The organism is Burkholderia sp. MSHR3999, from assembly GCF_000833595.1.
GTDB lineage: Bacteria > Pseudomonadota > Gammaproteobacteria > Burkholderiales > Burkholderiaceae > Burkholderia > Burkholderia ubonensis.
On the sequence record NZ_JRFO01000007.1, the window covers coordinates 1,127,037 to 1,149,257 of the forward strand.

General features: G+C 67.9%; 22 protein-coding genes. 14 read left to right on the forward strand and 8 right to left on the reverse strand.

The features are described from left to right. Nucleotides 1–404: 404 nt before the first annotated feature. From KY49_RS28545 to ppk2, 5 genes are all read left to right on the forward strand, one after another. Nucleotides 405–1,562, forward strand: coding sequence for a tetratricopeptide repeat protein (locus KY49_RS28545; RefSeq protein ID WP_197083613.1), 1,158 nt, complete (start codon nt 405–407; stop codon nt 1,560–1,562). Between the two features lie 48 nt (nt 1,563–1,610). Further along, complete coding sequence (locus tag KY49_RS28550; protein ID WP_042587725.1) at nt 1,611–2,747, forward strand: polysaccharide deacetylase family protein; 1,137 nt, start codon at nt 1,611–1,613, stop codon at nt 2,745–2,747. Nucleotides 2,748–2,986: 239 nt separating this feature from the next. Then, on the forward strand, nt 2,987–3,373 hold the full coding sequence (locus KY49_RS39355; RefSeq protein ID WP_442854654.1) for a hypothetical protein: 387 nt from the start codon (nt 2,987–2,989) through the stop codon (nt 3,371–3,373). Nucleotides 3,374–3,508: 135 nt separating this feature from the next. Further along, nucleotides 3,509–3,775 (forward strand): hypothetical protein, encoded by a 267-nt coding sequence (locus tag KY49_RS39360; RefSeq protein WP_059628783.1) that lies wholly within the window; start codon nt 3,509–3,511, stop codon nt 3,773–3,775. A gap of 113 nt (nt 3,776–3,888) precedes the next feature. After that, nucleotides 3,889–4,818, forward strand: a complete 930-nt coding sequence (gene ppk2 / locus KY49_RS28560; RefSeq protein ID WP_042587726.1) for a polyphosphate kinase 2 — start codon at nt 3,889–3,891, stop codon at nt 4,816–4,818. A 48-nt stretch (nt 4,819–4,866) separates the two neighbouring features. Here ppk2 and KY49_RS28565 read toward each other — a convergent pair whose 3' ends face one another. Continuing rightward, complete coding sequence (locus KY49_RS28565) at nt 4,867–5,157, reverse strand: H-NS histone family protein (protein ID WP_042587727.1); 291 nt, start codon at nt 5,155–5,157, stop codon at nt 4,867–4,869. On the opposite strand from KY49_RS28565, the gene KY49_RS37800 reads away from it, so the two are divergent. Next, nucleotides 5,156–5,317, forward strand: a complete 162-nt coding sequence (locus KY49_RS37800; RefSeq protein ID WP_156162631.1) for a hypothetical protein — start codon at nt 5,156–5,158, stop codon at nt 5,315–5,317. The two genes, KY49_RS28565 and KY49_RS37800, sit on opposite strands and share 2 nt — an antisense overlap. A 148-nt stretch (nt 5,318–5,465) precedes the next feature. Here the strand turns inward: KY49_RS37800 and KY49_RS28570 are convergent, their stop codons facing one another. Then, the gene (locus KY49_RS28570; protein WP_042587728.1) at nt 5,466–6,053 is read right to left on the reverse strand and encodes an IMPACT family protein; all 588 of its coding nucleotides are present in this window, start codon (nt 6,051–6,053) and stop codon (nt 5,466–5,468) included. Between the two features lie 346 nt (nt 6,054–6,399). Here KY49_RS28570 and KY49_RS28575 point away from each other — a divergent pair, with 346 nt between their 5' ends. Next, a complete protein-coding gene (locus tag KY49_RS28575; protein WP_042587729.1) occupies nt 6,400–7,053 on the forward strand; it encodes a pyridoxamine 5'-phosphate oxidase family protein in 654 nt (217 codons plus the stop codon). 173 nt (nt 7,054–7,226) lie between these two features. Here the strand turns inward: KY49_RS28575 and KY49_RS28580 are convergent, their stop codons facing one another. The 3 genes from KY49_RS28580 to KY49_RS38300 form a co-directional block, all read right to left on the reverse strand. After that, nucleotides 7,227–8,207: an aldo/keto reductase gene (locus tag KY49_RS28580; protein WP_042587730.1), complete on the reverse strand. Its 981-nt coding sequence runs from the start codon at nt 8,205–8,207 to the stop codon at nt 7,227–7,229. A gap of 130 nt (nt 8,208–8,337) precedes the next feature. Beyond that, on the reverse strand, nt 8,338–10,539 hold the full coding sequence (locus KY49_RS28585; RefSeq protein ID WP_042587731.1) for a glycoside hydrolase family 3 C-terminal domain-containing protein: 2,202 nt from the start codon (nt 10,537–10,539) through the stop codon (nt 8,338–8,340). 963 nt (nt 10,540–11,502) lie between these two features. Then, on the reverse strand, nt 11,503–11,676 hold the full coding sequence (locus KY49_RS38300) for a hypothetical protein (protein WP_175550706.1): 174 nt from the start codon (nt 11,674–11,676) through the stop codon (nt 11,503–11,505). A gap of 283 nt (nt 11,677–11,959) precedes the next feature. Between KY49_RS38300 and KY49_RS28595 the strand changes: the two genes are divergently transcribed. The 6 genes from KY49_RS28595 (at nt 11,960) to KY49_RS28620 (ending at nt 19,033) form a co-directional block, all read left to right on the forward strand. Beyond that, entirely contained in the window at nt 11,960–12,226 is a 267-nt protein-coding gene (locus KY49_RS28595) for a hypothetical protein (protein WP_042587733.1), read from the forward strand. A 223-nt stretch (nt 12,227–12,449) separates the two neighbouring features. Beyond that, complete coding sequence (locus tag KY49_RS28600; RefSeq protein ID WP_042587734.1) at nt 12,450–12,788, forward strand: hypothetical protein; 339 nt, start codon at nt 12,450–12,452, stop codon at nt 12,786–12,788. A gap of 117 nt (nt 12,789–12,905) precedes the next feature. Further along, entirely contained in the window at nt 12,906–13,298 is a 393-nt protein-coding gene (locus tag KY49_RS28605) for a TraR/DksA family transcriptional regulator (RefSeq protein WP_042587735.1), read from the forward strand. Between the two features lie 51 nt (nt 13,299–13,349). After that, nucleotides 13,350–15,596 (forward strand): FAD-dependent oxidoreductase, encoded by a 2,247-nt coding sequence (locus KY49_RS28610; RefSeq protein WP_042587736.1) that lies wholly within the window; start codon nt 13,350–13,352, stop codon nt 15,594–15,596. Nucleotides 15,597–15,923: 327 nt separating this feature from the next. Next, the gene (polX, locus tag KY49_RS28615; protein ID WP_042588809.1) at nt 15,924–17,699 is read left to right on the forward strand and encodes a DNA polymerase/3'-5' exonuclease PolX; all 1,776 of its coding nucleotides are present in this window, start codon (nt 15,924–15,926) and stop codon (nt 17,697–17,699) included. Continuing rightward, nucleotides 17,699–19,033, forward strand: a complete 1,335-nt coding sequence (locus KY49_RS28620) for a nicotinate phosphoribosyltransferase (protein ID WP_042587737.1) — start codon at nt 17,699–17,701, stop codon at nt 19,031–19,033. Before polX ends, KY49_RS28620 begins: the two co-directional genes overlap by 1 nt. 27 nt (nt 19,034–19,060) lie before the next feature. On the opposite strand, the gene ald is transcribed toward KY49_RS28620, so the two are convergent. Continuing rightward, the gene (gene ald / locus KY49_RS28625) at nt 19,061–20,176 is read right to left on the reverse strand and encodes an alanine dehydrogenase (protein WP_042587738.1); all 1,116 of its coding nucleotides are present in this window, start codon (nt 20,174–20,176) and stop codon (nt 19,061–19,063) included. Nucleotides 20,177–20,303: 127 nt separating this feature from the next. Beyond that, nucleotides 20,304–20,738, reverse strand: a complete 435-nt coding sequence (locus KY49_RS28630; protein WP_042587739.1) for a hypothetical protein — start codon at nt 20,736–20,738, stop codon at nt 20,304–20,306. A 379-nt stretch (nt 20,739–21,117) separates the two neighbouring features. Between KY49_RS28630 and KY49_RS28635 the strand changes: the two genes are divergently transcribed. After that, nucleotides 21,118–21,534 carry a DUF3995 domain-containing protein gene (locus KY49_RS28635; RefSeq protein WP_042587740.1) on the forward strand — a complete coding sequence of 139 codons (417 nt, stop codon included), beginning with the start codon at nt 21,118–21,120 and terminating at the stop codon, nt 21,532–21,534. Nucleotides 21,535–21,614: 80 nt separating this feature from the next. On the opposite strand, the gene KY49_RS28640 is transcribed toward KY49_RS28635, so the two are convergent. Continuing rightward, nucleotides 21,615–22,187, reverse strand: a complete 573-nt coding sequence (locus KY49_RS28640; RefSeq protein WP_042587741.1) for an RNA 2'-phosphotransferase — start codon at nt 22,185–22,187, stop codon at nt 21,615–21,617. Between the last annotated feature and the right edge of the window lie 34 nt (nt 22,188–22,221).

Genomic DNA, 22,221 nt, shown 5'->3' on the forward strand with positions numbered 1-22,221 from the left:
CATTGTCCGGTTATGCTGAATTCTTTGCCCCACTGAAAATGGGGCGTCGGTTTCCGTGAACGTTGATACCAGGCCGCCGGCAGCGGGGGCTAGTGCTAACCGTGCTTGGCCGAATTGAGATTGTCGGGATTTAACAATTTTTTGTAATCGACTGTCCGAGTGGTCGACGGTGTAAGTGCCGCTTGAACTTATCGGATATTTATGGATTCGTTTCCCGTGTAGAATGCGTGTCGGAAAATCTTATGGCAGGCATTTGCCCGCTCGAAAAGATTGGTTGCGGTCACCGGGATAAGTCGGTCTGAATGATAGAGGCTTGAATAGACCCGCGGTTTTCGACAACGCAAATTGTCGTTCCATCTTCACTTTCCTTAAGGATCCGCATGCTCAGAAGTACTCGATTCTTGATGGCCGCACTGGCCTTGTCGACCGCGATTGGTGCCCACGCCGCAGACTCCCGCGTGCAGGTACTTAGCGCAACCGTCAAGGACCAGAAGATAGCCGGCGCGACGGTCATTCTCCAGAAAAACGGCGAGCAGTCGGTTACAGCCACGACGGACGCGCAAGGCCAGGTGTCGATTGATGCCGGCCCGCTGTCCGATGCAGCGTCGCTGATCATCATCAAGAAGGACGGTTATTCGAATCTCGTTGCCAAATGCCCGTGCACCGGCCTTACCTACGCGTTGAGCCCGGTGATGCGCAATCTGGACGGCCTGCGCGTGGTATTGACTTGGGGCGCTACACCGCGAGACCTCGATTCGCACATCGTCTATCCGGGCAATCACGTTTACTTCAGAAGCAAGCGTGGCGCCGATGCAAACCTCGATGTCGACGACACCGATGGCTATGGCCCGGAGACCGTCACGCTCGAGCGCAAGCGCGACGGCGACACCTACGTGTATGCAGTGCACGACTATACCGACCGCGACGCCCCGGGCACGATGGCACTGTCGCAGAGTCAGGCGAAAGTGTTCGTCTACGTAGGCGAATCGCTGGTACGCACCTACTACGTGCCGCGAAACCAGCCGGGCAATCTTTGGACCGTGTTTCGCATCTCTGGAGCAGGCGAGTTCCAGGACATCAATACGATGCGCGGTGTGAGAGTAGGCCCCGAAGATGTCCTGAACACGCTCGCCGACATTGGCGATGAACGCAACCGTGTCGTGGCCGCCAACCAGGCGCCGATCGATTCCGAACGCGCACGCGCGTTCAATCAGTCCGGTGAAAAGGCTTATCGCAACGGTCAACTGGACGAGGCGATCGTTCTGTACGGTCAGGCTATCGAGCAGGATCCGAATTACGGGCAGGCTTATAGCAACCTCGGCCTGGCCTATCAAAAGGCAGGGCGCAGTGCAGAGGCGATCTGGGCCAACCGCAAGGCGATTGCACTGGCCAGCGGCGCCACCGCCGCTACGGTGCGCGCGAGCTCTTACTACAACATCGGCCGGATGTACGAATCCGCCGGGCAGTTTGCCAGCGCGTTGGAAAACTACCGAGCGGCCAAGCGCGAAAAAGACAATCCGGTCTACGACAAGGCCATCCAGCGCGTCAGTGCGCGTTCGTAATCAACCTGGCCCCCGCGAGCGGGGGCCTGTTTCGTAAGAGTTCCGCATATGCGCAAACGCCTTGCCGTATTCAGTCTGCTGGCGATGGCTGGTCTGGCTCAGGCGGCCGGCCCAAGCGCGGTCGCGTCTGTCGACCGCAGCCTCTGGCCGGATCCTGCCGCTTCCCCGGCGGGTTTCGACCGGGCCTCTCGTGCAGAAATGCTTAGCTTTGCGCATGCATTGAGCGAAAGCGAGCATGACGGCGACGGCACGCTGCGCGATCGGCTCAAGCTGAAGCAGTTCGACAAGGATGCGATCGACCGTGCGCGCAAGATTTACTGGCGTCGTCTGACGGCGAACTACACATTGGCATCGGTCCATTGTGTCCGGGACGAACCGTTCTGCCTCGGGGCGCTTGACGAGGCGGCGTTCAGGAAGGCAGCGGCGGCCTTTACGCGCGCCCCCGACGATCGTTACGCCGCGTGGTTCGCGGCGTCTCAGCGGTTCCACCGCACCTATCTGGACGAATTGCTGCGTCTTGCGTCGCTGTTCCCGCGCATCAGCAGCGAAGTGGCGACCTATTCGAGCAGCGAACTGAGCGGCGGCGAATTGGCCGATCGGCATTTCCTGCTCACCTTCGACGATGGTCCCACACCCACTGGCGGTAACACCGACAAGTTGCTGAATACACTGCGCAAGCAACATCTCAACGCAACCTTTTTCGTGCTGGGCGAGCCGTTGCAGACGCGGCTGCAGCAAGACGCGCCCGGCGAACTCTCTCGCACCTACCAAGGTATGTGCGTGGGCTCGCATGGCTGGCAACACAAGTCACACAGCGCCTGGCCGCAATGGCAGGACTCGGTTACGCGCAGCATTGGCCTTGTCAAGAACAGCTTGCCTTCCAGCTATGTACCGCTGTTTCGGCCTCCGTATGGCCAGCGTCGCGCTGACAGCGGCGCGTTCTTCGATGCCCGAGGCTTGCATGTGGCGCTGTGGAACATCGATTCGCAAGACTGGAACAGCAAGGTGGATGCCGATCAGGTCAAGCAGCGAGTGTTGACGCTGATGCTCCTCTGGCGTCGTGGCGTCATTCTGTTTCACGACATCCACGAGAAGGCGCAGACCGTTGTGCCGTGGCTGGTCGAGCAGACCAACGGTACGGATCTCCACTGGGTTGACTGTCATACGTACGGACTCGATAGTTGACGCGCCGCGACGCCGTTGGTCCAGGGTTGGCGTGTCGACGCCGACACCCGGGCCAGCGCCGGCGTTCGCGACACGCGCCACGCTGCCGGGTCGCCGCGCTTGCGGCCTGGCGCGGGACGACGGCGCGGACGGGATCGGCTTCGACGTCGACATGACAGACGCCGGCGCCTGCGGGGGCGGCGGTGGCGCACGATGATGCACGTGCGGCGCAGCCGGCCGGCGTCGTGCACGCGGACCGGATGCCGTACGAGCTGCGCCTGATCGATCCGTCGTGGCTGCCGGACCTGCCCGCCGCGCAGGCGCCGTCGCTGATGGAGCAGCTGACCGGCGACGACCGCAACATGGTCGGCCTCCGCTGGCGCTTCGTCGCGACGACCGGCCGCTCGACGCCCGTCACGACGCACACCGATGCGCTCGGCCAGAACAGTTTCGAAAAAAACGCGGCTCGAGCCTGTCGCTCAGCAACACGAACACGCCGGCGTACACGTTCACGCATTTCTTCAGCGAAAGCTGGGCGACCGAACTCGGCGGGGGCATTCCGCCCGTGCTCACGCTGCGCGGGCACGGCAGCATCGGGCTGCCGCTCTACCGGATCTTTCCGGGCGTCAAGGGGCGGCTGCCGCTGATCGATCTTGCCAATCCGGACAGCAATCCGCTCGTGACCACGCGCGCGTGGCTCGCCTCCGTCGTGTTCAAGTACTACCTCGGCGAGCGCGACGACCGGTTCCGGCCGTTCGCGGGCCTCGGGGTCAGTCCAGCGGGTGTGGAACGCCGGCGGCGACCTGCTGCTGTCGGGCCGCACCAACGTGTCGGCGAAGGTGAAGCGCGTATGGGAGCCCGTGTTCATGCTGGGCGCGAGCTATCAGGTCACGCGCCGCTTCTGGATCACGGGGATGGTCACGTACATTCCGCTGCGCACGAAGATCACGCTGGACATCAGCCAGCAGAACCGGACGCTCGCATCGAATACATTCGACATTTCGGCGAATCCGGTGCTGGCGACCGTGCTGCTCAATTTCCGCTTCTGAGTCCGCTTCCGAGCGGGCGGCGCCACGTCGGGCGCTGACATGTGGCTTTCATCATTCTGGCGCGAGCGCCTGCGATAATGGTGCGGATTCGCTGCGTCACGGAAGGAGGCCCCATGAGCGACAACGACAGCCGTATCGATATGGAATCGGCCGAGGCGCGCCAGCGCCGGCTCGAGGAAGATCTCGTCGACGCGTACGACGAGGAACTCGAGATGGAACTCGACGATCGTCGCTTCGACGATGACGGCACGCTGTTTTCGCCGGAGCGGCGCGAGGCGCGCAAGCAATATTTCCGCGAGCTGTTCCGGCTGCAGGGCGAACTGGTCAAGCTGCAGGACTGGGTCGTGAGCACCGGGCACCGGCTCGTCGTGATCTTCGAGGGGCGCGACGCGGCGGGCAAGGGCGGCGTGATCAAGCGCATCACGCAGCGTCTGAATCCGCGCGTATGCCGCGTGGCCGCGCTGCCCGCGCCCAACAACCGCGAGCGCACGCAATGGTATTTCCAGCGCTACGTCGCGCACCTGCCGGCCGGCGGCGAGATCGTGCTGTTCGACCGCAGCTGGTACAACCGGGCGGGCGTCGAGCGTGTGATGAATTTCTGCACCGACGACGAGTACGAGGAGTTTTTCCGTTCGGTGCCGGAATTCGAGAAGATGCTGGTGCGCAGCGGCATCCAGATCGTGAAGTACTGGTTTTCGATCACCGATCCCGAGCAGGAGCGGCGCTTCCAGAACCGCATCGAAGATCCGCTGAAGCAGTGGAAGCTGAGCCCGATGGACCTGGAAAGCCGGCGCCGCTGGGAGGCGTACACGGCCGCGAAGGAGGAGATGCTCCAGCGCACGCACATTCCCGAGGCGCCCTGGTGGGTCGTGCAGGCGGTCGACAAGAAACGCGCACGGCTGAACTGCATCCACCATCTGCTGAACCAGGTGCCGTACCACGAAATCCCGCGCTCGCCGATCGACCTGCCGCAGCGCGAGCATCACGAGGATTACATCCGCCGGCCGGTGCCGGCGGACATGATCGTGCCCGACGTCTATTGAACCGATCGCGGCGCCGGGCCGCGCGCGCCGCTTCGCGCGGCGCGGCCGTTACTCCCGGATCAGGAACGCGGACCGGTCGCGCCCGACGATCCACGACGGCGCGCGCCCGCGTCCGCTCCACGTCGCGCCGGTCACCGGGTCGCGGTACTTGGGGCCGACCGTGAACAGCTTCGCGCGGTCGCTGTAGCCTTGCCCGAAGATTTCCCGCGCGGTCAGCGCGTAGCTCGTGACCAATTGGCGCGCCTGCATCAGCGCGTCGTTGCGCTCGTCGCGGCGAGCCGCCTTGATCCGCTCGTCGAGTTCCGCAAGCTGGGCTTGCAGTTTTTGAATAGTCTGCATGCGTCGTTTTTCCGTCGCTGAGATTCGATTATTGATGACGCTTCATGCGGATCCCCGCCCGTCGGCGTGCCGGGCCAAGGCGCGCCAGTCCGGCTGGCCGGCGAAACGTTTGCGCGGCGACGATCCGGAAAACGGGATGAGATTAAATATCTGCAAGTAATTTTTCTATGGGACTTTTCCGAAATTTCGGGAAAATCGGCCGAATTGCCCGGTCTGATGCCGATTGTTGCAGTGCGGAGTGGGGGATCGACGGGCCGTACGGGCCGGATGTCGGGCGCAGCGGTGGGCGCGGCGGCGGGCGCCCGTGCTTACAGTTCGGGGAAACCCGAGCGGCCCTGCGTGAGGTCGAACAGGGCGGTGCGCGCATCGGCCTCGGCCGTGACCGGCAGCCGGATCACGAGGCGCACGGTCATTCCGTATGCGCTGTCGGCCAGTTCGTAGCCGGCCTGCTCGATCCAGCGGCGCACGCGCGCTTCATCCGGATAGCCGATTTCGATCGCGAGCTGCGTGCGGCGGATGCGTTCGACGCGCTCCGCGTCGAGCAGCGCCGACGCGATCGCGTCCGTGTACGCGCGCACGAGCCCGCCCGCGCCGAGCTTGACGCCGCCGTAGTAGCGCACGACCGCGCCCAGCACGCCGTCGAGATCATGGTGGCGCAGCACTTCGAGGATCGGCCGGCCCGCGGTGCCGGACGGCTCGCCGTCGTCCGACATGCCCGACTGGCCGCCGGCGAGCAGCGCCCAGCAGACGTGCGTCGCGGCCGGGTGTTCGTCGCGCAGGCGTTGCAGCGCCTGCATGGCGGCGTCGCGATCTTCGACGGGGATGGCGTGCGCGATGAAGCGGCTCTTGCGGATTTCGAGCTCGCGGCTGTAGGTGGTGGCGAGTGAGTAGGTCATGTCCTGTATGCCGGGAAACCACCGGGTGGATTCAGCGGCATCGTTCGTTTCCGGCCAGCCGGGGCGAGCGGCATCGGTGCGGAAGCGGGCGGGCAGCGGGTGGCTGCACGCGGTGCATCGGTCGAAAAAAGTAATTTTACCGCGAGGCGCGTCGATCATTGCGTTGCAGCGTGCGCAGGCGAGCGCCGGCATCAGCGTCCGGACGTCGCTCCTGGCATCGCGCCATGACCGATGCGGCTCAGTGATCGCTCGTGGCTCCAATGACTCGATCAATCCTGGGTCTACAAACAGAGCCACGCTTGCCCTATCGTGGCGCCTTTCACGAACACCTGAGAGGATTCCCGCCGTGACCGTCACCGAAACAACGTCGCCATCCGCGCGTACCCGCATCCGCCGCATCGCCAAACTCGGCCGCTATGACCGCGCGACGCTCCATGCGATCGTCGATGCGGCGTATGTATGCCACGTCGCATTCGCCGACGAACACGGCGTGCACTGCATTCCGACCGCGTGCTGGCGTGACGGCGATCATCTTTACATCCACGGCTCGAACGGCAGCCGCATGCTGAAGCTCGCGACCGACGGCGCGCAGGTGTGCGTGACGATCACGCATCTGGACGGACTGGTGCTTGCGCGTTCCGCGTTCGAGCATTCGATGAACTATCGCTCGGCCGTGATCTACGGCGCGTTCGACGCGGTGGAAGGCGAGGCCAAGGCCGCGGCGCTCGATACGTTCCTCGAGCGGCTTGCGCCCGGTCGTTCACGCGAGGTGCGCCCCGGCGACGCGAACGAGCTTGCCGCGACCACGGTGCTGCGCATTCCGCTGGAAGAGGCCGCGTGCAAGGTCCGCTCGGGCGGACCGGAGGACGGCGAAGACGACCTGTCGTTGCCGGTGTGGGCGGGTGTGTTGCCGCTGGCGCTGCAACCGCAGGCGCCGGTCGTCGATGCTGCGCCGACGGGGACGCCGGAGTATGTGAAGCAGTGGCGCGTGCACGCGTAACTGCGCTCGTTGGATCAGGGCTTGGGAGCGGACGCTCAACGCTCGCATATGGCAGCAGTTCTCGAACTGCAACTCGCTCAGTGAAACCTCAGTGAAACATATGGCCGCGCCCACCGACCATCGCCGAGCGCCCGGCCGGCATCGGATGCAGTCGCCGGGCGCGCGTGTGCCGCTTACTCGTGCCCCGCGACCGCGTGCGGTACGTACGGCGCTTCGAGCGCCGCGAGTTCCTCGGCGCTGAGTTCGAGCGACAGCGCCGCGACCGCGTCATCGAGATGCCGGGCCTTCGACGCCCCGATGATCGGCGCGGTCACCCCGGACTTCTGCAGCAGCCACGCGAGCGCCACCTGCGCGCGCGGCACGTTGCGCGCACGCGCGATCGTCGCGACGGCTTCGACGATCGCGCGATCGTTGTCGGCATACGCTTCGTAAAGCGTCCGGCCGTAGGCGTCGCTCTGCAGCCGCTCGCTCGACGCATCCCAGTCGCGCGTGAGCCGGCCGCGCGCGAGCGGGCTCCACGGCAGCACCGCGATGCCCTGGTCGGCGCACAGCGGCAGCATCTCGCGCTCTTCCTCGCGATACAGCAGGTTCAGGTGATCCTGCATGCTGACGAACTGCGTCCAGCCGTTCAGCTTCGACGTGTAGAGCGCCTTGCTGAACTGCCACGCATGCATCGACGACGCGCCGATATAGCGCGCCTTGCCGGCCTTCACGACGTCGTGCAGCGCTTCGAGCGTCTCCTCGATCGGCGTGTGATAGTCCCAGCGATGGATCTGGTACAGATCGACGTAATCGGTGCCGAGACGCTTGAGGCTATGGTCGATCTCGGTGAGGATGGCCTTGCGCGACAGGCCTGCGCCATTCGGGCCGGGGCGCATGCGGTGGAACACCTTGGTCGCGATCACGACGTCGTCGCGCTTCGCGAAGTCGCGCAGCGCGCGGCCGACGATCTCTTCGGACGTGCCGTCCGAATACATGTTCGCGGTGTCGAAGAAGTTGATGCCGGCGTCGAGCGCCTGGCGGATGAAGGGACGGCTCGCGGCTTCGTCGAGCGTCCACGGATGCGTGCCTCGTTCGGGCACGCCGTAAGTCATGCAGCCGAGACACAGACGCGAAACCTGCAGCCCTGTGGAACCGAGCCTGACATATTCCATTGCTGATGCTCCTTGCGATTTTCCGGTTGGACGTTCGCCGCGCGGCGCGCGCGGCGAACCCTCGCAAGTGTATTACCGCATGCAAGAACGCGTCGGACGTCGAAACGCCGGGCGCCGCAGCGTCGGGCGCTCAGCGCCCTTGCAGCCGGATGTCGCGCGACGACGCGCCGACGAACACCGTCCCGCCCGGCACGTAGCGCCAGCCGTTGCGCGATGCGTCCCACACGCTCTGCATCCGCGGCGGGACGGTGATGCGCACGCGCCGCGCCTCACCCGGGTTCAGGTCGATCTTCTCCCAGCCGACCAGCCGGCGCGGCGGCTCGTCCTTGTACGGCACGCCGAGGTATACCTGCGGCACGTCCGCGCCGGCCACGGGCCCGTCATTGCGCACGGTGAACGACACGCCGAGCGAGCCGTCGCGCTGCCGCGACACGGACAACCCCGAGTACGAGAAGTGCGTGTACGACAGGCCATAGCCGAACTCGAACATCGGCTTGACGTTGTTCGCGTCGTACCAGCGATAGCCGATGTTCAGCCGTTCCGCGTAAACGGGATCGTTGTCGAACGCGCCGCCCGCTTTCCAGGTCGGCGTGTCCTGGTCGCGCGCGGGGAACGTGACGGGCAGCCTGCCGGACGGGTTGACCTTGCCGAACAGCACGTTCGCGATCGCGTTGCCGCCGCCTTCGCCCGGGTACCAGGCCTCGACGATCGCGGCGACGCGGTCCTTCCACGGCATCAGCACCGGATTGCCGCTCTGGACCACGACGACCGTATGCGGATTCGCGCGCGCGACGGCGTCGACGAGCGCGTCCTGGTTCGACGGATTCGCGAGGCCGAGGCTCTGCAGGTCGCCGAAGTCTTCGCCGGCCGGCTGCGCGACCACGACGATCGCGACGTCGGAGCGAGCGGCGAGCGCCGCGGCCTGGTCGATCTCCTGCTGCGTGTACGGACGGAACGGGGCCTGCTGGTCGCTGTTGCCCGCGAACGTGACCTGCGCGGCGGGCGCGAGCGCGCGAATCGCCGCGACGATCGGCACGTCGACCTTCAGCCACGGGTTGCGCCACCAGCTGCAGCCGGCCGATGCGCCGAACGCGAGGCCGCCGCAGCCCGCGAACGAACCCGTGACCGGGTCGCGCGTGTTGCCGGAGCCGCCGCCCGACAGCACGGCCGCATCGGCATGGCCGCCGATCACCGCGATCCGCGCGAGCGCGGCGGCGGCGAGCGGCAACTGGTTGCCGTCGTTCTTCAACAGGACGATCGACCGCTCGGCGGCCGCCTGCGCGAACCGGCCGGCGGCCGCGAAGTCGATCGCGCCGCCGCCCTTGGGCGGATCGTCCATCACGCCGGTGCGGATCATCACGAACAGCTTGCGCCGCACCATGTCGTCGAGCCGCGCCGTCGACACCGAGCCGTTCGCGATCGCCTGCTTGACCGCCGCGGGCGTGAGGAACACGCTCGGCCCGACGTCTTCCTCTTCGTCGAGCCCCGCGTTGACCGCCTTCGCGGTGCTGTGCGTCGCGCCCCAGTCGGACTGCACCTGGCCCTGGAAGCCCCATTCGTTCTTCAGCACGTCGTTCAGCAGATGCGCGTTCTCGCACGCGTAGTCGCCGTTCAGCCGGTTGTAGCTGCACATCACGCTGCCGGGCTGCGCGCGTTTCGCGGCGATCTCGAACGGCAGCAGATAGAGCTCGCGCAGCGTGCGCTCGTCGATCTGGCTGTTGCCGCCCAGCCGGCCGTGTTCCTGCTCGTTGCCGGCGTAATGCTTGATGGTCGCGATGACCTTGTGCCGCTGCGTCGCGAGCGTGCGTTCGGCGAGCAGCTCGCCGGCAAGCAGCGGGTCCTCGCCGAGATACTCGAACAGCCGGCCGCCGCGCGGCTCGCGCGCGAGGTTGGCGCCGCCGCCGAGGCCCATCCCGAATCCTTGCGCGCGCAACTGGATCGCGACCTGCGTGCCGTAGTCGTACGCGAGGCGGCGATCCCAGCTCGCGGCGACGGCGAGCGTCGCAGGGAACGTCGTGCTCGCCTGCGACGTGCTGCCCGAGCCCGTCGCCGAATCGACCATGTTCAGGTCGGGGATGCCGAGGCGCGGCACGCCCTGGATGTAGCCGGCGCCGCCGCCGGGCACCTTGGACATTTCGTACTGCGAGTGAATGAAGCGGAGTTTCTCGTCGAGCGTCATCTTGCGCACGAGCGCATCCGCGCGCCGGTGCGCGGCGCTCGACGCGAACGTGTCGACGCTGTCGGATGCGTTGCCGAAATCGGTCGCACCGGCGCAGGCGCTGCCGCAGAATGCCGCCGCCAGTGCGGCGGCTGACCAGAAAGTTGCCCCCATGTTGCTGTCTCCATGATCGTGATGCCGGTTGTTCGGGTGAGGTCAGGAGCTGCGCGCGTCCGGTGGAATCGCACCGGATGCTTCCGGCCGGCGATGCAGGGTGGCTTCCGTGTCGGCATGCCGGGCCGGGCAGGGGATCGTGACGGCCGGTTAGGCGCGGCCGGCCAGGCACGGTCGGGTTGGCCCGATCGCGTGCCGCCGGATCGGGTGTAGCGATCCTCTGCAGCGACCAATGGTATGAATGTAGTTTGACTACAGCATCGGTGTTTCTACCGATACGTCGGATCTTTTGCGTGATCGCCCTTCATAGCAACGAAGAAGCAGTCAACGTTCCCGATCAGGCGTCGCGCGCGGCGTAAGAAGTACCGGCGCGACGTAGCGTATCGCGCCGTCGCTGAGTCCTGGACGAGCGTGCGCAGCATCGTCTGGCGCGTTACGGCTTTTGCGCGCCGGTCGCGCTGTCTTCCGCGTTGGCGAACGCGAGGTCGCCCGAGCCACCGGTCGGGGCGTCGGCGACGCGCGCGACCGCATGGCGCGCGCGTCGCCGAGCGGCGCATCGATCATGCGGACGGCGCCTCGGCAGCGCGCAGGTGCGGTGGTGTGCGATGCCCGAACGCGCTTGTGCGGTCGAGCGCACAAGCGCGCCGCACATGCTGACGGCACGGCAAACCGCATCCCGCTCGCTGCGGGATGGCGGCGGCGCGCGGTCACGTCGCCGCCATCGGGGCAGGCACGGTCATGTCAACGTTGATTCGGGAACGGGAAGGGGCGCGTGCGGCACCTGAGGCGCACGCCGCGGGCGGTCGCCGCGTCCGCGCGGATCGCGCAGGCGTGTGCCGCAGCGAATGAACGCCGTTCGGCGTTAAAGCGTCCGGCGGCGCACTGCAAAGCCGGACGCATTTAAATTAATTCGCAGTCCGTGGCAATGGCGCCGGAAGCCGGCGCGGACGATGCGCAGGGCCGTCAACCCGATGGCGCCGATGCGTCGGCATGCGGTGCGCCGGGAGCGGCCTCCTTCGGCTGCGCATCCGGCGCGACGGGCATGCTGGACGGCGCGATGGCGTGCTGAATCGTCGGCACGACCATCGTCGGAAAGAGGGCCGCGAGCGCGACCCATATGATGACGCCGAAAACCATGGCTGTCTCCCGCGTGTCGATCAAAGGACATGCGCAAAAAACGCACGCGCGCTCGTTCGCACGAACCGCTCGTGCGATCTGTCCCAGTCGTCCCACTCTACGGCGCAGCTTTATGCAGGGGATTGATCGATCTCAAGCCGCGGTGCGTCAGACGATTGCCCTTCGCCTGTCATCGCGTTGACGATTGACGGTCAGACTTCCGTCAAACGAGGTTCCTACACTTGCAAAGACAAGGACGCGCGATCGCGACGACGAGACTCGCGCGTCGACACCGGAGCCGACGATGGCATGCAACGACGAGGACGAGCGCGAATTGCGGCATATCGCGGCGATGATCGACGAGCTGTCCCGCGTCGATGTCCGCGACCGGCCGGTCGCCTCGACCTCGGTGATGCGCCCCGCGTATTGGCGCGCGCGCCTCGACGCGATCCGCGCGCGGGTGCGTGCAGGCAGCCGCGCGGCAATGCTGGCGCAGATGCTGGGCGATCGTCTCGACGAACTGGAACGCAGGCAACGGCGTGACGGTTCGAGCGGAAATCGCAAACGTTAGCGTGCCTGATGCGGTCGCATGTGCGTCTTGCGACACGCATCGCGCTTGTCGAATGCGAGGTGAGACCTGCACGGCGACAAGCATATCGTCGGCCATTCCGATGTCGTGGAAATCACTCACTGTTCCGCGGGAATCATTCCCGTCAAACTGCGCAGCACGGTTCGCGCCGTCACTTTCGTGCCAGAAGGCACGGCGCGACATTCGTCACGAGGAGCTCGTCAAGATGCTGACCCCGCACGAATTTTCTACGCTGCTGCTGGTCGCGCAAGCACCGCAGCATGTCGATTGCTTCAGTCCCGATTTCGATGCGCTCGTCGCGCAGTCGTTCGTCGAACTCGTCTCCGATGCGCCGGGCGAAGCGCCGCATCCGGCGCTGACGCCGCAGGGATGCGGCCTGCTGGCGCGCATCGGCGTCGACACGTCCCGCCATCCGTCGACGGGCGTGCAGGGCGCAAGCCGCGAAGTCCGGCGGCTCGCCGCACGCAGCGCAGCACGCCAATGCGAAACGATTTCGCGTCGGTCCCCGCTTTTTGCGAACGAGGCCCGCTCCCGCTTTGCATGAGGTCGGTCAACACGCGCCAGCGCATTGGGTTTATGCTGCGTCGGAAGCGTAGCGTCCGGCGATGCTTGCGATCGGACGCAGAAGCGGACAGGCGGAACCCGAACAAGGAGAACGACGATGGCGCTCGACGAATGCGAATGGCAAACCCTGCATCGACGATTGACCGAGTGCGAGCAGACGCTGCGCGCGGAGATTCGCGCGAGCGAGCACCAGCGCGCGTCGGAGTCGTATGCGGACCTGGCCGGCGCCGCGCCCGACGAGGGCGACGAAGCGAACGCCGATCTGTTCGTCGACGTCGATCATGCGCTGATCGGCATGAAGCTGGCGGAGTTGCGCGCGGTCGCGCGCGCATTGCAGCGGATGCGTGACGGCAGCTACGGCGATTGTGTGGACTGCGACGCGCCCGTCGACTACGAGCGCCTGCTCGCGCGGCCGACCGCGGAGCGCTGCGCCTATTGCCAGAAGCTTCACGAACGGCGGTACGCGACGGGCACACGCGCGTCGCTCTGACGCCGCGCCTCGTTCACGCGCCGGCGCACGGCGGCGCAACCGGGGGACGCGATGCGGGAAGTCGACTACCTGGCGATCGGCGGCGGGGTCGCGTGCGCGACGGCCGTGCAAACGCTGCGCCGCGAAGACGACGCGGCTACCATCGCGATGCTGTGCGGCGAGCCGGTGCCGCCGTATCGCCGTCCGCCGCTCACGAAACTGCCGGACGTCGGCGATGGCGCGACCGGCATCATCCTGCACGACGCGGCGTTCTACGAGCAGCAGCGGATCGCGCTGCTGCTCGGCGCGCGCGCGACGCACGTCGATCGGCATGCGCGCATCGTGCGCACCGATACGCAGGGCGAATTCCACTACGGAAAGCTGCTGATCGCGACCGGCACGTCGCCGCGTTTGCCGTCGCTGCCGGGCCTCGAGCTCGGCGGCGTGCATTGCCTGCATACGCTGGCCGACATGCTGGCGCTGCGGCGCGAAGCCGGGCGCGCGCAGCGGGTCGTGATCCTGGGCGCGGGCTTCATCGGCGTCGAGGTCGCCGCGACGCTGCAGGCGCGCGGCGTGCACGTGACGCTGGTCGAGCGCGAGCCGGACGTGATGCCGATGCTGCAGGCGCCCGTGCTGTCGCGCTTCTTCGCGGCGTGCTGCGCGGCGCGCGGCATCGCGGTGCGAACCGGTTGCGAATTGCGCGCGCTGGTCGGCGACGGCCGCGTCGAAGCGGCGCTGACGAGCGACGGCGCGACCTTGCCGTGCGACCTCGCGCTCATTGCGATCGGCGTGACGCCGAACTGCGATTTTCTCGCGGACAGCGGCCTGCCGATCGGCGACGGCATCGAGGTCGACGCGTTCCTGCGCAGCGCCGATCCGCACATCTACGCGGCGGGGGACGTCGCGAATTTCCCCGACCCGGTGTTCGGCGTCCGGCGCCGCATCGAGCACTGGGACAACGCGATGCGGCAGGGCAGGATCGCCGCGCACAACATGGCCGGGCGGCCGGTGCCGTATCGCGACGTGTCGATCTTCTTCGGTGACGTGTTCGGCCTGACCTACAACTTTCTCGGCGACCTGCGCGGCGCGACGGAGACGATCGAGCGCGGCACGCTCGGCGACGGCCCGTATGCGCTGCTGTACCTGAAGGACGACGCGCTGCGCGCCGTGTTCGCGGTCGCGCAGCCGCCCGCGAGCATCGCGTCGCTGGCCGATGCGATCTCGATGCGGCTCGACCTGAAGGCGGAGCGTGGGCGCCTGCAGGATGTCCGTTTCCCGCTCGACCGACTGCCGGTGCAGACGCTGCTGATCCTGCAGGGCGGCGGCGCGCTCGGCGCGTTCGAATGCGGCGTCGCGCGGGCGCTCGACGAGCACGGCATCCGGCCGGACGTGGTGTCGGCCGTGTCGATCGGCGCGTTCAACGGCGCGATCATCGCGAGCCATCCGAAGTCGCCGTCGCGCGCGCTCGACGCGTTCTGGCGCGAGCTGGCGATTCCGCTGCCGTCGACGGGCGACCCGCGCTGGCAGCAGATGCTGGTGTCCGCCTACGTGTTCTGGTTCGGGGTGCCCAATTTCCTGGCGCCGCGCTGGTGGAATCCGCTGAGCTGCGTCGACTGGCTCTACGGCCGCGGGACGAGCCTGTACGACGCGCGCCCGATCGTGAAGCTGATCGAAAAGTATGTCGATTTCGCTGCGCTCGGCTCGAGCCCGACGCGCCTCTTGATCAGCGCGGTCGACGTGAAGAGCGGCGAGCCGCGCATCTTCGACAGCTACGTCGACCGGCTGACGCCCGAGCATCTTCTGGCGAGCGGCAGCCTGCCGCCGGGCATCCCATGGACGAAGCTCGACGGGCATGCGTACTGGGACGGCGGCATCGTCAGCAATTCGCCGCTCGACCTGATCGTCGAGCGCTGCGGCCGGATCGGCGGGCGGATCTTCATCGTCGACCTGTTCAGCGGCAGCAAGCGGATGCCGGAAAACCTCGTCGAAGTGATGCTGCGGCGCGAGGAGATCAGCTACATGGACCGCGTGCGCAGCGACCTGCGTTTCGAGGAATACGCGAACGACTTCAGCGATCTCGTCGGCAACATCATGACGCACGTCGACGAGCCGGCCGCCAGCATGATCCGGCAACTGCCGCTCTACATCCGGCTGATGGGCAACCGCGCGCCGATCCGCGTCGAGCGGATCGCGCTGCAGCGCACCGGACCGGTGTCGTTCGTCACCGACTACGATTTTTCCGCCACGACGATCGCCGAGCTGCAGGCGCGCGGCCATGCGGCCGCGGTCAAGGCGCTGGCCGATCGCGACGCGGCGTGACGGCGAGGCGCACGAATCGATCCCGGTCACGCAATCGCGCTGCCTCGGTCCATACTGAAGGTGTCGTGCCGGACGCCGTGCGGACCGATCGTCGCGCCGTCGGCCGGCGGGCGTCGCCGCCCGCGTTCCGGCACGACCGTTGCATGTCGAGGGCCGGTGCACGCCAATAACGGTCAGGCGCACATGCGTTCGGTCGGCCTTCAGCACGGACGGCGCCGCGAGCGTAGGATGGGATCGGGCGCCCGGCGTTGGTCGTCAACGCGCCGGGCGGGCAGGCGCCGCCGCATGGCGCGCGGCGCGATCCACGTGGAAGGAGCCACGCCGATCATGTCGATCCACAATGCCGAGTGTGCGGCGGTGTTCGCCGAGATTGCCGACATGCTCGAAATCCAGGGCGCCAATCCGTTCCGGGTGCGCGCGTATCGCAACGCCGCGCGCACGATTACCGACTATGGCCGCGACATTCCGACGATGGTCGCGCACGGCGACGACCTTGGCCGGATTCCGTCGATCGGCGTCGACCTCGCATCGAAGCTGCGCGAGATCGCCGCGACGGGCACCTGCGAGCTGCAGCAGACGCTGCGCCATGCGCTGCCGGCTGCGATCGTCGAGTTGCTCGACGTGCCGGGGCTCGGCGCGAAACGCGTGAAGGCGCTGCATGAAGGGCTGCACGTCGATACGCTCGAAGAGCTGAAGGCCGCGGCGAAAACCGGACGCGTGCGCGAACTGCCGGGCTTCGGCGCGAAATCCGAAGCGCACCTGCTCGAAGCGCTCGACGCACGCCTCGATCACGCGCAGCAGCGTTTCCTGCTGCCGTTCGCCGAACAGTGCCTGACGCCGCTGCTCGAACGCCTGCGCGCAGTGCCGGGCGTCGGCGACACGGTGCCGGCCGGCAGCTTCCGCCGCCGGCGCGAGACCGTCGGCGACCTCGACATCCTCGTCACCGCGAGCGACCCGGCCGCGGTCACCGACGCATTCGTCGGCTACGCGGAAGTCGAGCGCGTGCTCGCGAGCGGCGCGACGCGGTCGAGCGTCGTGCTGCACAGCGGCATCCAGGTCGATCTGCGCGTCGTCGACGCGGACGCATTCGGCGCGGCGCTCGTCTACTTCACGGGGTCGAAGGCGCACAACATCGCGCTGCGCCGCATCGCGCAGGCAGGCGGCCTGAAGATCAACGAGTACGGCGTGTTCCGCGACGACGAACGGATCGCCGGCGCGACCGAAGCATCGGTCTACGAATCGATCGGGCTGCGCTGGGTGCCGCCCGAGCTGCGCGAGGATCGCGGCGAGATCGATGCGTCGCGGGTCGGCCGCCTGCCGGCGCTGGTCGAGCGCGGGCAATTGCGCGGCGACCTGCATGCGCATGCCGGCCCATCGGACGGCAAGGACGGCCTGGACAGCTTGCGGGCGATGGCGGAGGCCGCCCGCGCGCGCGGGCTTTCGTATCTGGCGATCACCGAACCGGCGCGGCGGCCGGGCGCGCGCGGCGGCGACGGCGAGCGGCTCGCGCGGCGGCTCGACGACATCGACCGCGTCAACGCGTCGTACGACGATTTCGTGCTGCTGAAGGGCGTCGAAGCCGGGATTCTCGAAGACGGCAGCCTCGACGTGCCGGACGACATGCTCGGCCGGCTCGATCTCGTCGTCGGCGTGGTGCGCGACGCGCTCGACCTGCCGCGCGCCGCGCAGACCCGCCGCGTGCTGCGCGCGATGGACCATCCGCATTTCACGATCCTCGCGCATCCGACCGGCCGGGTGCTCGGCGAGACCGACGGGTGCGACCTCGACGTGCCGCGCGTGATCGAGCACGCGCGAGCGCGGGGCTGCTTCCTCGAACTCGATGCGCAGCCGCAGCGGCTCGACCTCGCGGACACCTGGTGCCGCGAGGCCGCACGGGCCGGCGTGCTGGTGTCGATCGGCTCGGACGCGCAGCGCGCCGACGAACTGGACGATCTCGGCCTGGGTGTCGATCAGGCGCGGCGCGGCTGGCTGACGCGGGGCGACGTGCTCAACACGCGGACGCTCGCGCAGTTGCGGCCGCTGCTCGCGCGCACGATGGGCGCGGGCCGCGCATCGGCGCCGCGCCGCGCGAAGGGGGGCTGATGGTTGACGGCGACAGCGTGCTGCTGACCGATCTCTACGAACTCACGATGTTGCAGGCGTATTTCGACGCCGCGATGAACGACGTCGCGAGCTTCGAGTTCTTCGTGCGCGCGCTGCCGCCGCAGCGCAACTTCCTGATGGCGGCGGGGCTCGCGCCGGTGCTCGACTACCTGGAGCGCGCGCGTTTCACCGACGCCGACCTCGCGAGTCTCGCGCGGACCGGGCGCTTTCGCGCCGACTTTCTCGCGTCGCTCGCGGACTGGCGGTTCACCGGCACGGTGCACGCGATGCCCGAAGGCACGGTGTGCTTCGCCGACGAGCCGCTGCTGCGGATCACCGCGCCGCTGCGCGAGGCGCAGCTCGTCGAGAGCCGCGTGATGAACCTGCTGCACTACGCGACGCTCGCGGCCAGCAAGGCGGCGCGCTCGGTGCTCGCGGCGCCGGGGCGCCTGCTCGTCGATTTCGGGCTGCGCCGCGCGCACGGCGCGGAGGCGGGCCTGCTGTCCGCACGGGCGAGCTACCTTGCAGGCTTCTCCGGAACGGCGACGGTGCTGGCCGGAATCGCGTACGGCATTCCGACGTTCGGCACGATGGCGCATTCGTATGTGCAGGCGCATGGCGACGAGGCGCAGGCGTTCGCGCATTTCGCGCGCTCGCAGCCGGACAACGCGGTGCTGCTGATCGATACCTACGACGTGGAGCAGGCCGCGCAGACGGTCGTGGCGACCGCGCGCATGCTGGCGCCGGAGGGGATCGCGATCAAGGGCGTGCGTCTCGACAGCGGCGATCTCTTGATGCAAGCGCGGCGCGTGCGCGAGATTCTCGACCGCGGCGGGCTTGCGAACGTGACGATCTTCGCGAGCGGCAATCTCGACGAATACGGGCTGCAGGACCTGCTGGCGCGCGGCGCGCCGATCGACGGCTTCGGCATCGGCACGCGGATGAACACGTCGTCCGATGCGCCGTCGCTCGACTGCGCGTACAAGCTCGTCGAATACGCAGGCGTGCCGCGCCGCAAGCGCTCGGAAGGCAAGGCGACGTGGCCGGGCCGCAAGCAGGTGTTCCGGCGGCTCGACGCGAGCGGGCGGATCGACGCCGACTGCCTGGCGCTGGACGGCGACGCGCAGCCGGGCGATGCGCTGCTGCGGCCGGTCATGATCGACGGGGCGCGACTCGCGTCGCCGTCGCTCGACGCAAGCCGCGCACATGCGGCCAGCCAGCTCGCGACGCTGCCCGCGCGCACGCGTGCGCTGACGGCGGCGGAGCCGGTCGCCGTCGACATTTCAGCGGGGCTGGCGGCGCTCGTGAAGCGGATGGACGACGGCGCCGCGTGACGGCGCGGCGCCCGCGCGCGGGCCGGGTCACGCCAGCATGCCTTCCGCGGGCACGTAAGGCAGCCCGAGCGCGCGGGCGACCGCTTCGTAGGTGATCTGTCCGTCGCACACGTTCAGGCCGGCGCGCAGGTGCGCGTCGTCGGCCATCGCGCGCTTCCAGCCCTTGTCGGCGAGCGCGAGCGCATGGCCGATCGTCGCGTTGTTCAGCGCGAACGTCGACGTGCGCGCAACCGCGCCGGGCATGTTCGCGACGCAATAGTGGACGACGCCGTCGACCACGTAGGTCGGCTTCGCATGCGTGGTCGCGTGCGACGTCTCGAAGCAGCCGCCCTGGTCGATCGCGACGTCGACCACCACCGCGCCGGCACGCATCCGCGCGATCATGTCGCGCGTCACGAGCCGCGGCGCCGATGCGCCCGGCACGAGCACGGCGCCGATCACGACGTCCGCGTCGCACACCGATTCCTCGATCGTCTGCGCGTTCGAGCAGACCGTCGCGATCCGGTTGCCGAACACCAGGTCGAGCTGCCGCAGGCGGCCGACGTTGTTGTCGAGCACCGTGACACGCGCGCCCATGCCGACCGCCATCTGCAGCGCGCCCGTGCCGACCACGCCGGCGCCGAGCACGACGACGTGCGCGGCCGGCACGCCGGGCACGCCCGCCATGAGCAGGCCCATTCCGCCACGCGGGCTCTCGAGATGGGTTGCCGCGACCTGGATCGACATGCGTCCGGCGACCTCGCTCATCGGCGCGAGCAGCGGCAGGCCGCCGCCGGGGCCGGTCACGGTCTCGTACGCGATGCACACCGCGCCGGACTTGACGAGCGCCGCCGCCTGTTCCGGATCGGGCGCGAGATGCAGGTACGTATAGAGGATCTGGCCGCGCCGCAGCATCGCGCATTCGGCCGGCTGAGGCTCCTTGACCTTGACGATCATGTCGGCCTGCGCGAACACGTCGGCCGCGCCGTCGCACAGCGTCGCGCCGGCCGCCGCATAGTGGTCGTCGTGCAGCCCGATCGCCGTGCCGGCGCCGCGCTGCACCAGGACCCGATGCCCATGACGGGTCAGTTCGCGGGTGCCGGCCGGCGTGAGCCCGACGCGGTATTCGTGGTTCTTGATCTCCTTCGGCACTCCGATCAGCATGGGTCACCTCCACGGGCCTTCGTTATCCGTGTTCCACCGCGGCCCGGGCGGGCGGCCGCGTTCGTCCGCGCGCACGGCGATGCGTGCGCGTCGGCGCGTCCTGTCGCGGCGGCCTGTCGCGACGGCTTTATGCGGTCTTCGCGATCGGGTCCGCCCGTTCCGCCGGCGCCGCGCGCTCGGCGCGCGATTCCGCGGGCTGGATGCCCGCGCCGAACCACGGCACGTCGGCCGCGAGCGATTCGACATAGCGTGTCCAGCCGCGCGGATTGCCGGCGAACAGCTTCCCGCAGACCGGCGCGGCGAGCGCGTCGCGATCGAGCTGCGCATCGAGCAGCAACTGCGGCCACAGGCAGAACGCGTGCAGCACGGCGCTCGCGAATTCGCGCACCGTCATGTGATCGAACACGTGTTCGAGCAGCGGCAGGTCGGCAAGCATCGGCCGCGTCGCGATCAGCGCGCCGATCGCGGCGTCGTCGCGCTCGCTTTCGAGCAGGCAACTGAGGGTACGCATCACGCTGCCGAGATGCAGCAGCAGCGCGCGGCGTTCGAGGGCTTCGTTCATCAAGCGGTTCCTCCGGCAGGCAGGCGTGAGCGATTTCGCGTTCATGCCTCGACTGCAGTCCTGGAATAAAAGGGTAGTAGCGCACGGATGGAAGTCAAGCGGCGGCGCGCATGAACGCCGCGACGCGGAGGCTGGCAATGCAGCGAGCGGCCTTTGCTGCTGCGCAGCGGAAAGCGCGCGCATGGCCGGGTGTCGCTCATGGAGCGCGGCCGCGACGGAAGGCCGACGCGAAGCGGCGTCGGCCATTGCCGGACCCGCGACCGGACGCCGCAATGCACGGCGCGCGCGATTTCGGTATCGTCATACGCTTCGCGGCATGCACGCCGCGCGCCGGATCGAGGGCCGGCGAATTACCGGGACACAAGGAGACGGATTCACCATGACCGCTGCGTATTTCATCGTGCCGACGCTGTGCGCGATCGCGCTGATCCACGTCTATTGGGCATGCGGCGGCCGAGTGGGCAAGGGGGCGGCGATTCCCGAACTCGACGGCGAGCCGGTGCTGCGGCCGAGTGCCGCCGGCACGTTCGCGGTGGCGGCGGCGCTGCTCGCCGGCGCCGGCGTGATCGCCGCGCGGGCCGGCTGGCTGGGGGCGAGCCCGCATGCGAGCGCGGTCGCGTTCGCGACCGTTGCGCTCGCACTGATCTTCGCGGTGCGGGCGATCGGCGACTTCCGCTACGTGGGTTTCTTCAAGCACATCCGCGGATCACGATTTGCGCGGATGGATACGCTCTGCTATTCGCCGTTGTGCGCGGCGTTGTCGCTGTCGATCGCGTCGATGTTCTGGGTGCGCTGACCGTTGCCGCGAGCGCAGTCTGCCGCGGTGCGGCAGCGGCGTTCGCCCGGCATGACGCGGTGCGCGGCCGCGCAGTCGGTTCAGGCGGCGGGCGTGTCGAGCGTCGACAGGAACTCGGCAGGCACCGCGTCGGTGAGCCACACGCCGTTCTCGGCCACGAAGAACCTGAAGCCGCGCGCGTGCATGCGCTGCGCGTCGATCGCGAGCACCACCGGCTTGCCGTAGCGCGTGCCGACCGCGATGGCCGTCGTCACGTCCCGGGACAGATGCACGTGATGGCGCGCGCCGGCCTTCAGCCCCTGTTCGCGAATGGAATCGAGAAAGCGCGTGGCGGTGCCGTGATAGAGCACGTCCGGCGGGCGCTGCTCCGGGTATTGCCGCTGCACGGCCGGCGTCGAGTGGCCTTGCACCGCACGAATGCGCCGGCCGTCGCCGGATAGCGCGAAGCGCTTCTTGTCGTTGGTGGCGACCACGGCCTGAATCGTCGCCCGATCGAGGGCGCGCCCGGCGCGGGATGCGCCGGCGATGAGCGCATCGAGATCCGCCCAGCCTTCCGGGTCGAGCTGCAGGCCGACTGCCTGCGGCGCGTGGCGGAGGACGTAGCTCAGGTATTTGCTGGTCTCGTCGAGAGCCTTCTTGGTATCGGTATTCATATCAAGGCGCAAGCCTAGCAGATTTCGACGGATG